Origin of the sequence: Nocardioides sp., from assembly GCF_964228225.1 — a bacterium.
In the GTDB taxonomy this organism is placed as follows: domain Bacteria; phylum Actinomycetota; class Actinomycetes; order Propionibacteriales; family Nocardioidaceae; genus Nocardioides.
On sequence record NZ_CAXQZB010000006.1, the window covers coordinates 1 to 15,936 of the forward strand.

Annotated in this window: 11 protein-coding genes; 2 read left to right on the forward strand and 9 right to left on the reverse strand. The window is 73.1% G+C overall.

Annotation, left to right across the window (positions count from 1 at the left end; genetic code table 11):
- Positions 1–171: 171 nt before the first annotated feature.
- From ACERUJ_RS01760 to ACERUJ_RS01780, 5 genes are all read right to left on the reverse strand, one after another.
- Complete coding sequence (locus ACERUJ_RS01760) at positions 172–1,038, reverse strand: TIGR03619 family F420-dependent LLM class oxidoreductase (RefSeq protein WP_370246714.1); 867 nt, start codon at positions 1,036–1,038, stop codon at positions 172–174.
- A 59-nt stretch (positions 1,039–1,097) separates the two neighbouring features.
- A complete protein-coding gene (locus ACERUJ_RS01765) occupies positions 1,098–3,608 on the reverse strand; it encodes a bifunctional FO biosynthesis protein CofGH (protein WP_370246715.1) in 2,511 nt (836 codons plus the stop codon).
- A 58-nt stretch (positions 3,609–3,666) separates the two neighbouring features.
- Positions 3,667–5,865, reverse strand: coding sequence for an MMPL family transporter (locus ACERUJ_RS01770; RefSeq protein WP_370246716.1), 2,199 nt, complete (start codon positions 5,863–5,865; stop codon positions 3,667–3,669).
- A 151-nt stretch (positions 5,866–6,016) separates the two neighbouring features.
- The gene (locus ACERUJ_RS01775) at positions 6,017–7,879 is read right to left on the reverse strand and encodes a long-chain fatty acid--CoA ligase (protein WP_370246717.1); all 1,863 of its coding nucleotides are present in this window, start codon (positions 7,877–7,879) and stop codon (positions 6,017–6,019) included.
- 180 nt (positions 7,880–8,059) lie between these two features.
- A complete protein-coding gene (locus tag ACERUJ_RS01780) occupies positions 8,060–9,208 on the reverse strand; it encodes an acyl-CoA dehydrogenase family protein (RefSeq protein ID WP_370246718.1) in 1,149 nt (382 codons plus the stop codon).
- Between the two features lie 102 nt (positions 9,209–9,310).
- Here ACERUJ_RS01780 and ACERUJ_RS01785 point away from each other — a divergent pair, with 102 nt between their 5' ends.
- A complete protein-coding gene (locus tag ACERUJ_RS01785; protein ID WP_370246719.1) occupies positions 9,311–10,060 on the forward strand; it encodes a MerR family transcriptional regulator in 750 nt (249 codons plus the stop codon).
- Between the two features lie 81 nt (positions 10,061–10,141).
- Here ACERUJ_RS01785 and ACERUJ_RS01790 read toward each other — a convergent pair whose 3' ends face one another.
- Positions 10,142–11,185, reverse strand: coding sequence for an LLM class F420-dependent oxidoreductase (locus ACERUJ_RS01790; RefSeq protein WP_370246720.1), 1,044 nt, complete (start codon positions 11,183–11,185; stop codon positions 10,142–10,144).
- A gap of 198 nt (positions 11,186–11,383) precedes the next feature.
- On the opposite strand from ACERUJ_RS01790, the gene npdG reads away from it, so the two are divergent.
- Positions 11,384–12,064: an NADPH-dependent F420 reductase gene (gene npdG, locus ACERUJ_RS01795; protein ID WP_370246721.1), complete on the forward strand. Its 681-nt coding sequence runs from the start codon at positions 11,384–11,386 to the stop codon at positions 12,062–12,064.
- A gap of 65 nt (positions 12,065–12,129) precedes the next feature.
- Here npdG and ACERUJ_RS01800 read toward each other — a convergent pair whose 3' ends face one another.
- From ACERUJ_RS01800 to ACERUJ_RS01810, 3 genes are read right to left on the reverse strand one after another with little or no spacing between them, the layout of a single operon-like run.
- Complete coding sequence (locus ACERUJ_RS01800) at positions 12,130–14,430, reverse strand: acyltransferase family protein (RefSeq protein WP_370246722.1); 2,301 nt, start codon at positions 14,428–14,430, stop codon at positions 12,130–12,132.
- A gap of 7 nt (positions 14,431–14,437) precedes the next feature.
- Positions 14,438–14,689, reverse strand: a complete 252-nt coding sequence (locus ACERUJ_RS01805; RefSeq protein WP_370246723.1) for a hypothetical protein — start codon at positions 14,687–14,689, stop codon at positions 14,438–14,440.
- Entirely contained in the window at positions 14,686–15,900 is a 1,215-nt protein-coding gene (locus tag ACERUJ_RS01810; protein ID WP_370246724.1) for a PspC domain-containing protein, read from the reverse strand. The genes ACERUJ_RS01805 and ACERUJ_RS01810 overlap by 4 nt, the downstream gene beginning before the upstream one ends.
- Positions 15,901–15,936 lie beyond the last annotated feature (36 nt).

The following is a 15,936-nucleotide window of genomic DNA, read 5'->3' on the forward strand; positions in this document are numbered from 1 at the left end:
GGCGGGGGTGGCCTGGGGGGCGGGTCGGCTCGCGGCGTCTCGGGACGGCGCTGGGGCGCCTCCTCGACGACCGTGGGGGTGCTGGTCGTTCGTCGAGGAGCGAGCGCAGCGAGCGTCGCGACACGCCCGCACCTGACCGGCGGCGTCTGCCCGAGGGGGGCGGGCCGGTGCTCAGCCGGCGGCGGGTGCCATGACGTCCTCGGCGAAGCGGCGCATGCCGTCGAGCTTCTGATCCAAGGTCGCCTCCAGGCCGCTGTAGTAGGCCCAGGGCATCGTCCACACCTCGGTGATCCCGGCGTCCCGCGCGGTGGCGAAGTGCTCGGGCAGGAAGGCGTCGGAGAGGGCGGTGATGATCTCGAAGGGGCCCTCGGCGCCCACCTCGGCGCGGATCTCCTGCAGCCGGCGGGCGTGGCCGCAGGCCTCCTCGACGGTGTAGATGTCGCCCACCCAGCCGTCGTGGCGCGCGGCGCGGCGGAACGCGATCTCCGACAGGCCGCCGATGAGGATCGGGATCGGGGCGCTCGGGGAGGGATTCATCTTCAGCCGGGGTGCGGAGTAGAACGTGCCCTCGAACTCGGTGAAGCCCGGCTCCCAGAGCGCCTTCATCAGCGCCAGACCCTCGTCGGTGCGCTTGCCGCGGGTGCGGAAGTCCTGCTCGAGCAGCTCGAACTCCTCCTCGCACCAGCCGATGCCGACGCCCAGCGAGACCCGGTCGCCCGACAGCACCGCCGCGGTGCCGACGGTCTTGGCCACCTGGAACGGGTTGCGCATGGCGGCGACGTAGATGGAGGTGAAGAAACGCACCCGGGTCGTGACGGCGGCGAGCGCGCCGATCAGCACCCACGGGTCGGGCCACTCCGCGTCGATGTCCCAGCGGCGCGCGCCGTCGGGGGTGTACGGGTACGGCGTGCGCAGCTCCTCCAGGTCCACGACGTGGTCGGGCACCGAGATCGCGTGGTAGCCGAGCTCGTCGGCGGCCCGGGCCAGCGGGATCAGGTGCTCGGTGGGTTGGAAGGCGGTGACGATGGAGAAGCGCACGCTGCAGCCTAGAACACGAAGTAGAACGTGTTCTAGGTCTGGCGGGGGAGAGCTGCCGGCTACCGCAGCGCGTAGAGCGTGGTGCGCTCGCGCACCGGGCGACCGATGCCGGCGCCGATCTCCTCCAGCTCCGCCACCGTCTTGGCCGAGCCGTGCTCGGAGCCGGCCATCCGCGAGATGGTCTCCTCCATCAGGGTGCCGCCGAGGTCGTTGGCGCCCGAGCGCAGCATCATCCGGGTGCCCTCGACGCCGAGCTTGACCCAGGAGGTCTGGATGTTGCGGATCCGGCCGTGCAGCAGGATCCGCGCCATCGCGTGCACCGCGCGGTTGTCGCGCAGGGTCGGGCCGGGCCGCGCGACGCCGGCGAGGTAGATCGGGGCGCTGGTGTGCACGAAGGGCAGCGGCACGAACTCGGTGAAGCCGCCGGTCTCGTCCTGGATGCGGCCGAGCAGCTGCAGGTGCCCCACCCAGTGGCGGGGGTGGTCGACGTGGCCGTACATCATCGTGCTCGTGGTGGGCACACCGACGCGGTGGGCGGTGGAGACGATCTCGACCCAGGTCCGGGTGGGCAGCTTGCCCTTGGTGAGCACCCAGCGCACCTCGTCGTCGAGGATCTCCGCCGCCGTGCCCGGCAGCGAGCCCAGGCCGGCCTCGCGGGCCTTGATCAGGAAGTCCTCGATCGAGAGGCCGGTGCGCGCGGTGCCGTTGACGACCTCCATCGGGGAGAAGGCGTGCACGTGCATCCCCGGCACGCGCTGCTTCACCGCGGCCACGAGGTCGAAGTAGGCGTCGGCGGGCAGCTCGGGGTCGATGCCGCCCTGCATGCACACCTCGGTGGCGCCCAGTCCCCACGCCTCCTCGGCGCGGTCGGCCACCTGGTCGAGCGACAGCGAGTAGGCGTCGGCGTCGGTGCGCCGCTGCGCGAACGCGCAGAACCGGCAGCCGACGTAGCAGACGTTGGTGAAGTTGATGTTCCGGTTGACGATGTAGGTGACGTCGTCGCCCACCGTCTCCCGCCTCAGGTCGTCGGCCAGTCGGCACACGGCGTCGAGCAGGTCGCCGTCGGCGGTGATGAGCGTCAGGGCGTCCTCGGGGGAGAGGCCGCCGGGGTCGGCCTCCGCGGCCCGGAGGGCGGCGCCGCCCTCGGCGGTGAGCACCGCGGGGGCGCCGGTGGTGGCGGCGGCCTCGCGCACGGCGTCCCAGTCGCCGTAGACGTCGGCGAAGTCGGAGCGGCGGTCCTCGGTGCGGCCCTCGGTGTCGACGGCGGTGTGCAGGTCGGTGCGGCCGCTGCCGTCGCCGTGCAGGCCCGCGCCGCCGTCGGGCTCCTGCCAGGGCAGGCCGACCGGCCGCACGCCCTCGATCGCCAGACCGTCGTGCTGCGCCAGCGCGGACACGTGCCCGCGCACCCGCGGGTCGAGCCACGGCTCGCCGGCGCGCACGTACTCGGGGTGGACCGTGAGCCGGGGACGCAGGTCGAAGCCGCACTCGGCGGTGATCGCGCGCAGCCGTTCCAGGCTCGGCCACGGCCGCTCGGGGTTGACGTGGTCGGGGGTCAGCGGCGAGACGCCGCCCCAGTCGTCGACGCCGGCGTCGAGCAGTGCCCGGCACTCGGCGAGGTCCACCAGGTTGGGCGGCGCCTGCACGCGCGCCTTCGGCCCGAGCACCAGCCGCGTCACGGCGATCGCCGCGCGGTACTCCGCCAGGCCGAGGTCGTCGGTGTGGCGCATCGCGGTGTCGGGCTTGGCGCGGAAGTTCTGCACGATGACCTCCTGCACGGCGCCGTAGCGCCGGGAGGTCTCGCGCAGGGCGAAGATCGTCTCGGCGCGCTCGAGGAGCGTCTCGCCGATGCCCACCAGCAGCCCGGTGGTGAAGGGGATGGCGAGCCGCCCGGCGTCCTCCAGGACCCGCAACCGCACCGCGGGGTCCTTGTCGGGGGAGCCGTAGTGGGCCTCGCCCCGGGTCTCGAAGAGCCGCCGCGAGGTGGTCTCGAGCATCATGCCCATCGAGGGCGAGACCGGCTTGAGCCGGTTCATCTCCTCCCACGACATGACGCCGGGGTTGAGGTGCGGCAGCAGGCCGGTCTCCTCCAGCACCCGGATCGCCATCGCGCGGACGTAGGCCAGGGTGGAGTCGTAGCCCTGCTCGTCCAGCCACGCCTGCGCCTCGGGCCACCGGTCCTCGGGACGGTCGCCGAGGGTGAACAGCGCCTCCAGGCACCCCATCGCCGCGCCCTGGCTCGCGATCGCCAGGATCTCGTCGGGGGAGAGGTAGGGGGCCCGGCCCTCGCGCGCGGCCTGGGCCGGGGTCTCCACGAACGTGCAGTAGTGGCACCGGTCGCGGCACAGCCGGGTGATCGGGATGAACACCTTCGGTGAGTACGTCACGACGCCGGGGCGGCCGGCGGCCTCCAGCCCGGCGTCGCGCACCCGCGCGGCCGCCACGCACAGTCGGTCCAGCTCGGCCCCGGTGGCGGCCAGCAGCGCGCCGGCCTCCTCGACGTCGAGGGCGGCGCCGCGCTCGGCGCGCACCAGCGCCCGGCGGACCTGCTGGGGGGTGGGGATGACGTCCATCACGTCTCACGCTACGCCCGGCGTGGGCGCGCCCGACCGGCGCGCCCACGCGGTGGACTCAGGCGGGATCGGCCTGCTCGGCGTCGAGTCGGCTGGGCCACCAGATGCGGTGTCCGAGGTCGAGGTTGAGCGCCGTCACCAGCACCGACCGCACGATGAGGGTGTCGAGCAGCACGCCGAGCGCGACCGCCACTCCGAGCTCGGCGAGGAAGACGAACGGCAGTGTGCCGAGCGCCAGGAACGTCGCTGCCAGCACCAGGCCGGCGGAGGTGATGACCCCGCCCGTGGAGGCCAGCGCCACCAGCGACCCCCGGCGCGTGCCGTGGGTGAGGGTCTGCTCGCGCACCCGCGTCATGAGGAAGATGTTGTAGTCGATGCCCAGGGCCACGAGGAACACGAACGCGAACAGCGGGAACCCGGGGTCGGACCCGGCGAAGCCGAAGACGTACTCGAAGAGCAGCGCCGAGATGCCGAGGGCGGCACCGAAGGACAGCACCACCGTGCCCATGAGCAGCAGTGGCGCGGCCAGCGAGCGCAGCAGCAGCACCAGGATCAGGAGCACGACCCCGAGCACGAGCGGGATGACGACGCGGTTGTCGCGTTCGGAGGCGATCTTGGTGTCGAGGTAGAACGCCGCCGTCCCGCCGACCCGCGTGTCGGCGCCGCCGGCGTCGTGGGCGGCGGTGCGGGCCGAGCGCACCAGGTCGAAGGCCTCGGGGGAGGCGTAGTCGACGCTGAGGGGGGCCTCGGCGTAGGAGCGGCCGTCCCCCAGCGACACGATCGGGCCGGGGTCGCCCACGCCGGGGAGTGCGGCGACGGCGGCCGCCGCCTCGGCCACGACGTCGTCGTCGCCGACGACCTGCAGGGTGTTGGACTCATCCACCAGGTCGTGCTCGGCCAGCAGGCCCTGGGCCTGGATCGAGGCGAACTCGGTGGTGACCGACTCCTCGGTGGAGAGGCCGGCGGTGTCGAGGCGGACCAGGCCGAGGCAGGCGACGCCCAGCAGCACCGCCGTGGTCACCCAGACCGCCCGCGGACGCCGCGCGATCCGGTCGCCGACGCGGGCCCACAGCCCGCCCGCCGTGGGCTCGGCCGAGCCGAGCGCGGGCCGCCGCGGCCAGAACACCCAGCGTCCGCAGATCACGAGCAGGGCCGGGAGCAGGGTGACCATCACCAGGAACGTGACGGCGACGCCGACGGCGAGCACCGGTCCGAGCCCGGCGGTGGAGTTGAGGTCGGCGAAGGCCAGGCACAGCAGACCGACCACCACGGTGGCGGCGCTGGCCACGATGGCCGGGGCGGCGCGGTGCAGCGCCACCGCCATCGCCTCGTGCCGATCGGCGTGGCGCCGCAGCTCCTCGCGGTAGCGGGCCACCAGCAGCAGCGCGTAGTCGGTGCCGGCGCCGATCACCAGGATCGAGAGGATGTACTGGCTCTGGTCGTTCACCGTGAGGTCGGCGTAGCGGGCCAGCAGGTAGATGACGCCGCCGGCCATGGTGTTGGCCACCATGGCGCAGATGATGGGCAGCAGCCAGAGCACCGGGCTGCGGTAGGTGAAGAGCAGGATGAGCACCACGACGCCGAGGGTGATCAGCAGCAGGCTGACGTGCGAGCCGTCGAAGCTGCTGGTGAAGTCGGCGGCCTGACCGCCCAGCCCGCTCACGGCGACCTCGAGCCCCTGGGGGCTGTCGGCCGCGGCGATGTCGCGGATCCGCTCCACCGGTGCGGCCACCTTGTTGAAGCCCTCGTCGCCGAGGTCGAAGCTGAGGAAGGTGTAGGCCACCTCCCGGTCCGCGGAGATCAGCGTGGGGGCGGGTCCGCCCTGCGCGGCGAGGGCCGCGGCGCCGTTGGGGGTGAGGACGCCGTCGTCGGTGAGGCCGTCGAGAGTGGCGAACTGCCGGGCCTGGGCGTCCATCGCCGCGAGGTCGGCGTCGGTGAGGCCGCCGGTGCGGTGGTAGACGACCAGGGTCGGGATGGCGTTGGGGTTGAGGGTCGCGGAGAGCTCCTCGGCCACCCGGGTCGACTCGGCGGAGGCGGGCACCCACGAGGACTGCTCGTTGTCCTTGACCTCGGCGAGCTTGCCGCCCAGGCCGGCGAGCACCCCGGTGGCGAGCAGCGCCACGACGAGCACGACCCACTTGGTGGCCGGACCGGCCAGCCGGCCGGCGACGCGATGGGCGGGGCGGTGCGGACGGCCCGTGGTGTCGGGCTCAGGTGGGGGAGCGGCGGGGGACAACGGGGTGGAGGGGGTCGACATGGTGCTCACTCTCGCGGACGGACGCCGGTGCCGGCATCGGGAATCTCCCCGAGACCGACCCGGGGGCGGACCCCGATTCATCGTGGGGTCCGCCCCGGTCGTCCTGCCGGTCGTCCTGCCGGTCGTCCTGCGGGTCGTCCTGCGGGGCGGCTCAGCCGTAGAGACGGTCCACGACGTCGGCGTACTTGGTGTTCACGACCCGGCGCTTGAGCTTCAGCGTGGGGGTGAGCTCCTCCGACTCCGCGGTCCACTCGGTGGGCAGCAGCTCGTAGGCCTTGACCTGCTCGGGGCGCGAGAGCCGCTCGTTGGCGGCGTCGACGGCCTGCTGCACCATCGCGCGGATGGTGGGGTGCTGGGCGAGCTCGGCGAGGTCGGTGGTCCCGATCCCGGCCTGGGCGGCGATGAGCGGGGCGATCTCGCCGTCGAGGGTGAGCACCGCGACGACGTAGGGGCGGCCGTCGCCGATCGCCATCGCGTGCCCGATCAGCGGGGACTCCTTGAGGAAGTTCTCGATGTTCGAGGGCGCGATGTTCTTGCCCGCCGAGGTGATGATGAGCTCCTTCTTGCGGTCCACGATCGCGAAGAAGCCGTCGTCGTCGAGGGTGCCGATGTCGCCGGTGTGCAGCCAGCCGTCGGCGTCGTAGAGCGCCGCGGTGGCCTCCTCCTGACGGTGGTAGCCGGGCGTGGTGACGGGGCCGCGCACGAGCACCTCGCCGTCCTCGCCGAGCTTGACCTCCATGCCCGGGGTGGGGCGGCCGACCGTGCCGAGCTTGAAGCCGTCGGGCCCGTTGACGGTGATGGCGCCGCAGGTCTCGGTCATGCCGTAGACGTCGTAGACCTTCAGGCCCAGCCCCGCCATGAACTCCGCGACGTCCAGCGGCATGGGAGCGGCTGCGGAGGCGGCCCAGGTGACCTGGTCGAGGCCGAGGACGGCCTTGAGGAAGCCCAGGATCGCGGCGTCGGCCTGCTCGTAGGCGGCCTGGATCTCGGGGGTCATCGTGCCTCCGACCTCCTGGGCCTTGACCCAGGCGAGACCGGCGGCCATGGCGTCCTTCACGAACTGCTGCTTGGCGGGGTCGGGCTCGGCGGCGAGCTTGGCCGACAGGCCGGTCTTGATCTTCTCCCACACCCGCGGCACGCCGAAGAAGCTGGTGGGGTGCACCTCGCCCAGCGCGGGCAGCAGCTGGGCCGGGTCGCCGATCGCGTACATCCGGCTGCCCTGCACCTGGGGGCCGTACAGGCCCAGCACCCGCTCGGCGATGTGCGCCAGCGGGAGGTAGGACACCGAGGTGCCGGGCTCGGTGAGGCCCGCGCTCTCCAGGGTCGAGATGGTCTCGTAGACGACGTTGTGGTGGGTGAGCACGACGCCCTTGGGGTTCCCGGTGGTGCCGGAGGTGTAGAGGATCGTGGCGGGCGAGTCGGGGGTCAGCGTGGCGACCCGGGCCTCGAGGTCGACCTCGCCGGAGGCCCGTGCGGCGGCGCCGCGCGCCACCAGGTCGTCCCAGGTGAGGTAGGTGACGCGGTCGTCGTCGGTGGGGGCCTCGCAGCCGAGCAGCACGACGGCGCGCAGGCTGTCGACCTCGCTCAGTGCCCGCTCCCAGCGCGCCAGGTGGTCGGCGGTCTCGAGGATCGCGACGGTGGGGCGCGCCTCGCCCGCGACGTAGGCCACCTGCTCGGGGGACAGGGTGTTGTAGATCGACATCGGCACGCCACCGGCCTGCTGGGTGCCCATGTCGGAGAGGTAGTGCTCGATGCGGTTGGTGGCCATGATCGCCACGAACCCGCCGGCCTCGAGGCCGAGCGAGGCCAGGCCCGCCCCGACGTCGCGTGCACCCTCCAGCGTCTGGGCCCAGGTCAGGGTGCGCCAGGACTCGCCCTCGGGCACGTCGTGCTTGTCGGCGTAGGCCGGCTGGTCGCCGTGGCGGGCCACGGTCTCGAGCAGGCAGTGCACCACGGTGCGTGCGCCGATGCGCTCCTGAAGGGCGTGTCGGGCGGCGAGGACGTCGTCGGACATCGGGGGTCTCCTGTGGGGTCGGGGTGTCGGCAGGGTAAGTGTGACCTGCCGCACAAGTCAGCAGTCCGGCCGGACTGTCCCGAGGGGGGAGACGGCCGGAGACGCTCCCGTACATGGCACCGGGCACCGACGTCCGGGGGACGCCGGTGCCCGGTGGGTGGAGCCGCGGGAGCGGGAGGCTCAGACGCCGAGGAAGCGCCCGATGATCTCCTTCATGATCTCGGTCGTGCCGCCGTAGATGGTCTGGATGCGACCGTCGGTGTAGGCCTTGGAGATCGGGTACTCGCTCATGTAGCCGTAGCCGCCGTGGATCTGCAGGCCGGCGTCGGTGATCTTCTTCTGCAGCTCGGTGGTCCAGTACTTCGCCATCGAGGCCAGGGAGGGGTCCACCTCGCCGGCGTTGAGCGCGAGGATGCAGTGGTTGACGAAGACCCGGGCGATGTAGGCCTCGGTGGCCATCTCGGCGAGGGTGAAGCGGGTGTTCTGGAAGGAGCCGATCGGCTTGCCGAAGGCCTGGCGGCTCTTGGCGTAGTCCAGGCTCATCTCCAGCACGCGCTCGATCGCGGCGACCGCGATCGCGGCGATGGAGACCCGCTCCTGGGGCAGGTTCTCCATCAGGTAGATGAAGCCCTGGCCCTCCTGGCCCAGCAGGTTCTCCTTCGGCACGATGACGTTGTCGAAGAACAGCTCGGCGGTGTCCTGGGCCTTCATGCCCATCTTGTCGAGGTTGCGGCCGCGCTCGAAGCCCTCCATGCCGCGCTCGACGACGAGCAGGCTGATGCCCTGGTGCCCGGCGTCGGGGTCGGTGCGGCACACGACGATCAGGACGTCGCTCATGATGCCGTTGGAGATGAAGGTCTTGGAGCCGTTGAGGACGTAGTGGTCGCCCTTGTCGACGGCGCTGGTGCGGATGCCCTGCAGGTCGGAGCCGGCGCCGGGCTCGGTCATGGCGACCGAGGAGATCAGCTCGCCGCTGACCAGGCCGGGCAGCCAGCGCTGCTTCTGCTCCTCGGTGCCCAGGGAGGAGATGTAGGGGACGATGATGTCGGTGTGCACGGGGAAGCCGAGCCCGCTCGCGCCGATCCGGGAGATCTCCTCGGACACGATGGCGTTATAGCGGAAGTCCTTGATCCCGGCGCCGCCGTACTGCTCCTCGACGTCGAAGCAGAGCAGGCCCATCTCGCCGGCCTTGCGCCAGACCTCGCGGCTGACCTGGCCGTCCTTCTCCCACTGGTCGTGGTAGGGGGCGACCTCCTTCTCCATGAACGCGCGCACGGTGGCGCGGAAGTCCTCGTGCTCCTGCTCGTAGATGGACGGCGCTTGCGGCATCGGACGGCCTTTCGGTTCGGGGAACGCTCTGGAGTGCCGAGCGGGTGATCGGTGGCCCGAAGCACTCGCCAGCACTGGTGTGACAGTAATACTGTCATCCTCATGAGTGAAGCCCCCACTTTGGAGGAATCCGATCTCCTCACCATCGACGAGCTCGCGCAGGCGGTCGGCCTGACGGTGCGCACCACGCGCTACTACGCGAGCCTGGGGTTGCTGCCCGCCCCCGAGCGACGGGGCCGGCTGGCCTACTACGGGCCGGTGCACCGGGCGCGGCTCGAGCTCGTCCGGGCCCTGCAGGACCACGGCTTCACCCTCCAGGCCATCGAGCGGCTGCTCGGTGCCATCCCGCTCGAGGCGACGCCCGAGGAGCTGGCGCTGCAGCGCGCCATGCTCACCTCCTGGACCGCCGAGGTGCCGCGGGAGGTGGCGGACGCCGACCTCGCCGACCTCGCGCGTCGGCCGGTGGGGGAGCGCGAGCGCCGGATCCTGCAGCTCGGGGGCGGCATCGAGCCGGCGGGTGAGGGCCGCTGGCGCGTGATGCCGGGGTTCGAGAAGGCCGTGCAGCTGATCGACGTCGACATCCCGGAGGAGGGCCTGGTGCTGGCCGGCGACGCCATCGCCCGGCACATGGACTCCCTGGCCGACGAGCTCACCGCGATCCTGCACCGCACCGTCATCGCCCCCTACCGCGCCGCCGGCACCAGCCCGGAGGAGTCGCGGCGCCTCGAGCGCACGCTGCCGGTGCTGCGTCGTTTCGTGCTCGACGGCGTCGTGACCGCCTTCCAGCGCGCGGCCCACCAGGTGATCACCCGCTCGTTGGCCGCCGACCTCGGCGAGGACCCGCGCCGCTGACCCGTCCCGCCGTCGACCTGCCGCCGGCACGCGCACGCGCCCGCCCGATCAGCGATCGGACGGGCGCGTGGGCGGGGTGGGTCAGAGCGAGCCGAGGAGCTCCTTGGCCTCCGCGATCGTCGCCGCCGGGTCGGCGGAGGCGGGCATCACGTTGAGGTGGGTGATGCCGGACTCGGCGAAGGCCGCCATCCGCTCCTTGACGTAGGACGCCGGGCCCACGAGGTTGCCGGCCTCCAGCCACTCCTGCGGCACCAGCGCCTCGGCCTCCTTCTTCTTGCCCGAGAGGTAGAGGTCCTGGATCTCCGCGGCCTCCTTCTCGTAGCCGTAGGAGCAGGCGAGGTCGTTGTAGAAGTTCTTGCCCTTGGCGCCCATGCCGCCGACGTAGAGGGCGTACAACGGGCGGGCGAGGTCGAGCATCGCCTTGACCTCGGGGCCCTCCCCGATGGCGAGCACGCCGCCGCCGGTGACCTGCAGCGGACCGAGCTCAGGGTCGCGCTTGGCGTAACCGGCCTCGAGGGCGGCGCCCCACACGTCCTTGGCCTTCTCGGGGTAGTAGAGGTGGGGGATCCAGCCGTCGGCGATCTCGGCGGTCATGGTGACGTTGGCCCCGCCCAGCGCGGCGACCCAGATCGGCACCGAGGGGCGCTCGGGCTTGGTGAGCAGCTTGAGCGGCTTGCCGAGGCCGGTGCCCTTCTCGGCCGGCAGCGGGAGGGTGAAGTCGCGGCCCTCGTGCTGCAGCGGCTCGCGGCGCATGCCCTGGCGCACGATCGAGATGACCTCGCGGGTGCGGCCCAGGGGGCGGGCGTACGGCAGGCCGTGGAAGCCCTCGATCACCTGCGGACCGGAGGCGCCGAGGCCGAGGACGGCGCGGCCGGCGGAGACGTTGTCCAGGCCCGCGGCGGTCTGGAGCAGCGCGCCCGGGGTGCGGGAGAAGACGTTGAGGATGCCCGAGCCGATCTCGACGGTCTCGGTCTTCGCGGCGAGGTAGCCCATGAGGGTCGGGGAGTCGAAGCCGTAGGCCTCGGCCACCCACACCAGGTCCAGGCCGGCCCGCTCGAGCGCGACCACCTGATCGGCCGCGCTGCGCGGGTTCCCGTCGTACATCAGCGTGGTGGACAGCTTCATGGGGGTCTCCTGATCGATACTGACAGTGTTGGTGTCACAATAGACCAGGCGGCCGACCACCGCCCGCCACCCCGACGGGCGGTGGGCACCGGCGATCGTTCGTGAGCACCATGACCGGGCCCGTCGCGGGCCCCCGCGCGGCCACCGAGGCCCACCGCCACCCCGACCCACCTCATCAGATCTGCAAGGAGCACCCCCGTGAGCTACCGCATCGCCGTCATCGGAGGAACCGGCCCCCAGGGCAAGGGCCTGGGCTACCGGTTCGCCCGCCACGGCCACACTGTCGTGCTGGGCTCGCGCTCCGCCGAGAAGGCCACGCCGGTCGCCGAGGAGGTCACCGCCCGGCTCGCCGACGTCGAGGGCGCCGGCGAGGTGCTCGGCGCGTCGAACACCGAGGCGCTGGTCGGCGCCGACGCCGTGCTGATCGCCATCCCGTGGGACGGTCACGACGAGATGATCGCCTCCCTCGCCGCCGACGGCGGTCTGGACGGCAAGGTCGTGATCTCGTGCGTGAACCCCCTCGGCTTCGACAAGGGGGGCCCGTTCGGCCGCGCCGTCGAGGGCGGCGAGAGCTCGGCGGCCGAGTCGGCCCAGCGCCTCGCGCCCGGCGCCACCGTCGTCGGGGCGTTCCACCACGTCTCCGCCGTGACGCTGTGGGGCGAGGAGGAGTACCTCGACCACGAGGACATCCTGGTCTGCGGCGACGACGCCGAGGCCAAGCAGGTGGCCATCGAGCTGGCCCGCAGCGTCGTCGGCCGCGACGGCGTGGACGCCGGCAAGCTGCGCCTGGCCCGCCAGCTGGAGCCCTGGACCGCGGTGCTGATCTCGATCAACAAGCGCTACAAGATCCACTCCGGCACGCGCATCTCGGGGCTCTGAGCCCGCGTCCGCTCCGCACCCGGCCCCGTCGATGTCCGCATCGGCGGGGCCGTGGCGTTCCCGGCTCAGGCGGTGGGGGGTCCGACGACGGTCGGGCTCGGCTCCGGCACGCCGGACGGGCTCGGGTCCGGGACCTCGGGCTCGGTGGACTCGGTGGGCTCGGTGGGCTCGTCGTCGCGCCGGTCGTCGCGGGTCGGGTCGTCGAGCAGCTTCAGGGCGATCCCGAGCGGGCGCCACAGCTCACCGGCCCGTGTGGCGCTGATGTGCCCGCGGTCGCGCCAGGCGATCGAGGAGCCGATCACCACCGGGCACTGGTCCTGGAAGCACAGCCACGGGGTGGGGTCGATGGTGCGCACGCGCGCCCGGTCGGCGGCCTCGAGCGAGACCTGCCGCATCTGCTCGCTCCAGTCGGTGGGGGTGAACAGGCAGTCGCCGAGGTGGGCGCCGCGGGCGGCCAGGCAGGCGCCGGGCTCCTCGGGCAGGCGCGGCACGTCGGCGAGCAGCATCACCTTCTGGGCCAGCGGCTCGTAGGCGGCGAACATGTCGTCGTACCCGCCCTGCAGCTCGGCGGCGAGGTCGTCGCGCGCGGTGACCAGCTCGCCGGTGTCGGGGTCCCAGACCCCCGTGGGCGGCGGTGAGGTGGCGACCACCAGGAGGTCGGGTCGCAGGGCGCGGACCTGGTCCACCACCCAGCCGTGGAACTCCTCGCACTCGGGCCAGCGCTCACCCGTGCCGAGCCGGCCGGGGTCGACGAACGCGGCGGTGCACTGCTGCTTGACCAGGTAGTAGGCGGCGTACCCGGCCTCCCGGGCGATCTGCTCGAACGCCGGGATCCAGGCCCGGGCGTGGGAGTCGCCGGTGACGACGATGACCTTGTCCGAGGTCGGGTCGCCCCGCCGGCACAGCGGCCGCTCGGGGCGCTGGTAGTTGCACTCGCCGACGTCGGCGACGTCGTCGGAGAGGTCGAGCAGGTCGGGGGTGAGGTCGCTGGGGATCGGCCAGCCCTTGCGGGCCGCCTCCACCGAGGCCTGCACGAGCGCGGTGACCTGCTCGCCGTTGACGCCGAACGCCTCGGCGGTGACGGCGGGGTCGTCGCCGCGCTCACCGCCGAGGTAGGTGGCCCAGGCGTAGCCGCCGAAGGCGCTGGGCAGCACCAGGGCCAGCGAGGCCGGGTAGAGCAGCAGACCGCGGTACCCGCGGCGGCGCCAGAACCCGGCGGTGCGGAAGGGCTGCTCGACGAAGCGATAGGTGAGCGCGCCGAGCTGGAAGGTGAGGGCGATCGCGATCGCGGTCTCGGTGGGGGTCAGGTCGCGGCCCAGGTTCTGGCTGGGGATCACGATCAGCGGCCAGTGCCACAGGTACAGCGAGTAGGACCAGTCCCCGATCCGACGCATCGGCGCGGTGCTGAGCAGCGCGGCGACGAGTGAGGCGGCGGGCGGCCGCGCCTCCGGGTCGTCCCCGCCCCCACGGTTCGGGCCGGCCCCGGGCGCGTCGCGCTCGGTGGCCGTGACGCCGGCCAGGATCAGGGCGGCGGCGCCGAGCACCGGCAGCAGCGCGTGGTAGCCGGGGAAGGCCATGCCGAGGTCGAACCGGGTGATCGCGACGCCGATCGCGACCAGGCCGCCGAGCGCGAGCGGCTCGCGCAGCCAGCGCCACCGCACCCGCAGGCCGGCCTGCACCAGGATCGCGAGCAGGGCGCCGACGCCGAGCTCCCAGGTGCGGGTGAGGGTCGAGAAGTAGGCGGCGGTCGGCTCGGCCTCGGTGCGGACCAGCGACCAGGCCAGGCTGCTCGCCACGATCAGCACCGCCAGCGCGGTGAGGCTGCGCACGGGCACCCGGCCGTCGGCGCGCCGCCGGCGGGTGAGCAGCAGGGCCAGGCCGATGAGCAGGGGCCACACCAGGTAGAACTGCTCCTCCACGGCCAGCGACCAGTAGTGCTGGAGCGGGGAGGGGGCAGCCTCCATCGCGAAGTAGTCGACGCCCTGCTCGAGGAAGCGCAGGTTGGCCGCGAACAGCGCGGCCCACACGGCGTCGCGGGCGGCGTCGGCGGCGTCGAGGAAGTTGAGGTAGACCAGCGAGGCGCCCACCGTGACGGCGAGCACCAGGGCGGCCGCGGGCAGGATCCGGCGGGCCCGGCGGGCGTAGAAGTCCAGGAGCGAGAAGCCGGTGCCGGAGGCGATGCCGGTGCACAGCAGCCGGGTGATGAGGTAGCCGCTGACGACGAAGAACACGTCGACGCCGACGAACCCCCCGCCGACGCCGGGGATCCCGGCGTGGGACGCCATGACCGCGAGGACGGCGAGCGCCCGCATGCCCTGGACGTCGCCACGGTATGCGGGAGCGCTCGTGGTCGTCTCGCTGCTCATCGCGGGCTCAGGATAGCCCGCGGCGACCCCGATCCCGGACCACGAGGGCGACCAGCCCGGCCGTGCCACCGAGCACCCACGGCAGCGGGAGCAGGTAGCGCAGGTCGCGGTGGTCGGCGACGTCGCCCACCACGAGCCCCCACACCACCACCATCCCGAGCATCACCAGGCCCGCGATCAGCGCGCCGACGCGCAGGTCGCCGGCGCCGCTGGGGCCGCCGGGGCCGCCGGTATCGCCGGCTTCACGTGGCGCGGTCACGGGGCCACCTGCTCGACCTCGAGGCTGCCGACCCCCACCGAGAGGTCCAGCACCAGCTCGGGGGCGGCCCCGGTGTCGCGCACGACGTCACCGGCGGCGGGGTCGTCGAGCTCGTTGCCGCGGTCCTCGCCGAACACCCGGTGGTCGCCCACCTCGACGCTGCTCACGATCCGCACGTCCAGCCCGGGCGGCACGAGCACCCGCAGCCGGCCCACGCCCACGTGCGCCTCGACCGTCCGTCCGGCCAGCGCGGACGGGTCGACGACGTCGGTGAGGTCGAGGTCGACGTAGCCGATGCTGCGCTCGTAGTCGGCCGCGACGGCGGCGGCGGAGGTGGGCGTGGCGTCGAGCCGCCCGATCCGCGGGTGGTCCGGCACGAGCACCAGCGCCACCGTCAGCAGGCCCGCCAGGACGCCGAGCCCCACGAGACCGCCGGTGCGGCCCCACCAGGCGCCGACCACCAGTAGTCCTCCGCAGACGGCGAGGACCGCCGCCGGGTAGGCCGAGGGCACGACGGGCAGGTCGGCGAGGTCGGCGAGGTCGAGGCTGGCGAGCACGCCCAGCACCACCATCGAGAGCAGCACGGCGTAGGCGATCAGGCGGGGCTGCTGGGCGCGGGGGTCCTGCGGACGCGCCGGAGCGGCCTTGCCGAGTTCGACCGTCGGCGCCGTGCCCACCCAGCCGCGGGCGCTGCGCGGTCCGGCGTCCCACGACGTCGTGGACCAGGGGACGCCGGGACCCGGCGACCACGCCGCCGGGGTGGTGCCCCGGCGCTCCCCGCGGGACAGCACGACGACCAGCACGACGACGCCGAGCACGGCCAACGGCCAGGGGAAGCCGAAGCCCGACAGCGTGTCGCCCAGCACGGCGAGGCCGGCGAGCACGAGCACGACCGCGAGGCCGATCACCCGGCTGCGCTCGTCGACGTCCACGATCGCCCCGCGCGGGTCGCCGGCGGTGTCCTCCTCGGGCACCACCAGCCAGCAGGCGCCGTAGACGAGCAGTCCGGCGCCGCCGAAGAACACCAGCACGACGAGCAGCACCTTGACCACCACGGGGTCGATGTCGAGGTGGCGGGCGAGGCCGGTGGCGACGCCGGCGACGGTGCGGGGGCGTCGGCTGCGCCGCAGCGCGCCGAGTCCGCGGAACAGGTCCTGTCCGCGTCCGGGCGGCGGTGGGGCCGGGTCGGTCGGGGCGGTGGTCTCGGTCATGGCTCCAGCCTGACGGCGCGAGGTGGGCGGGACCAT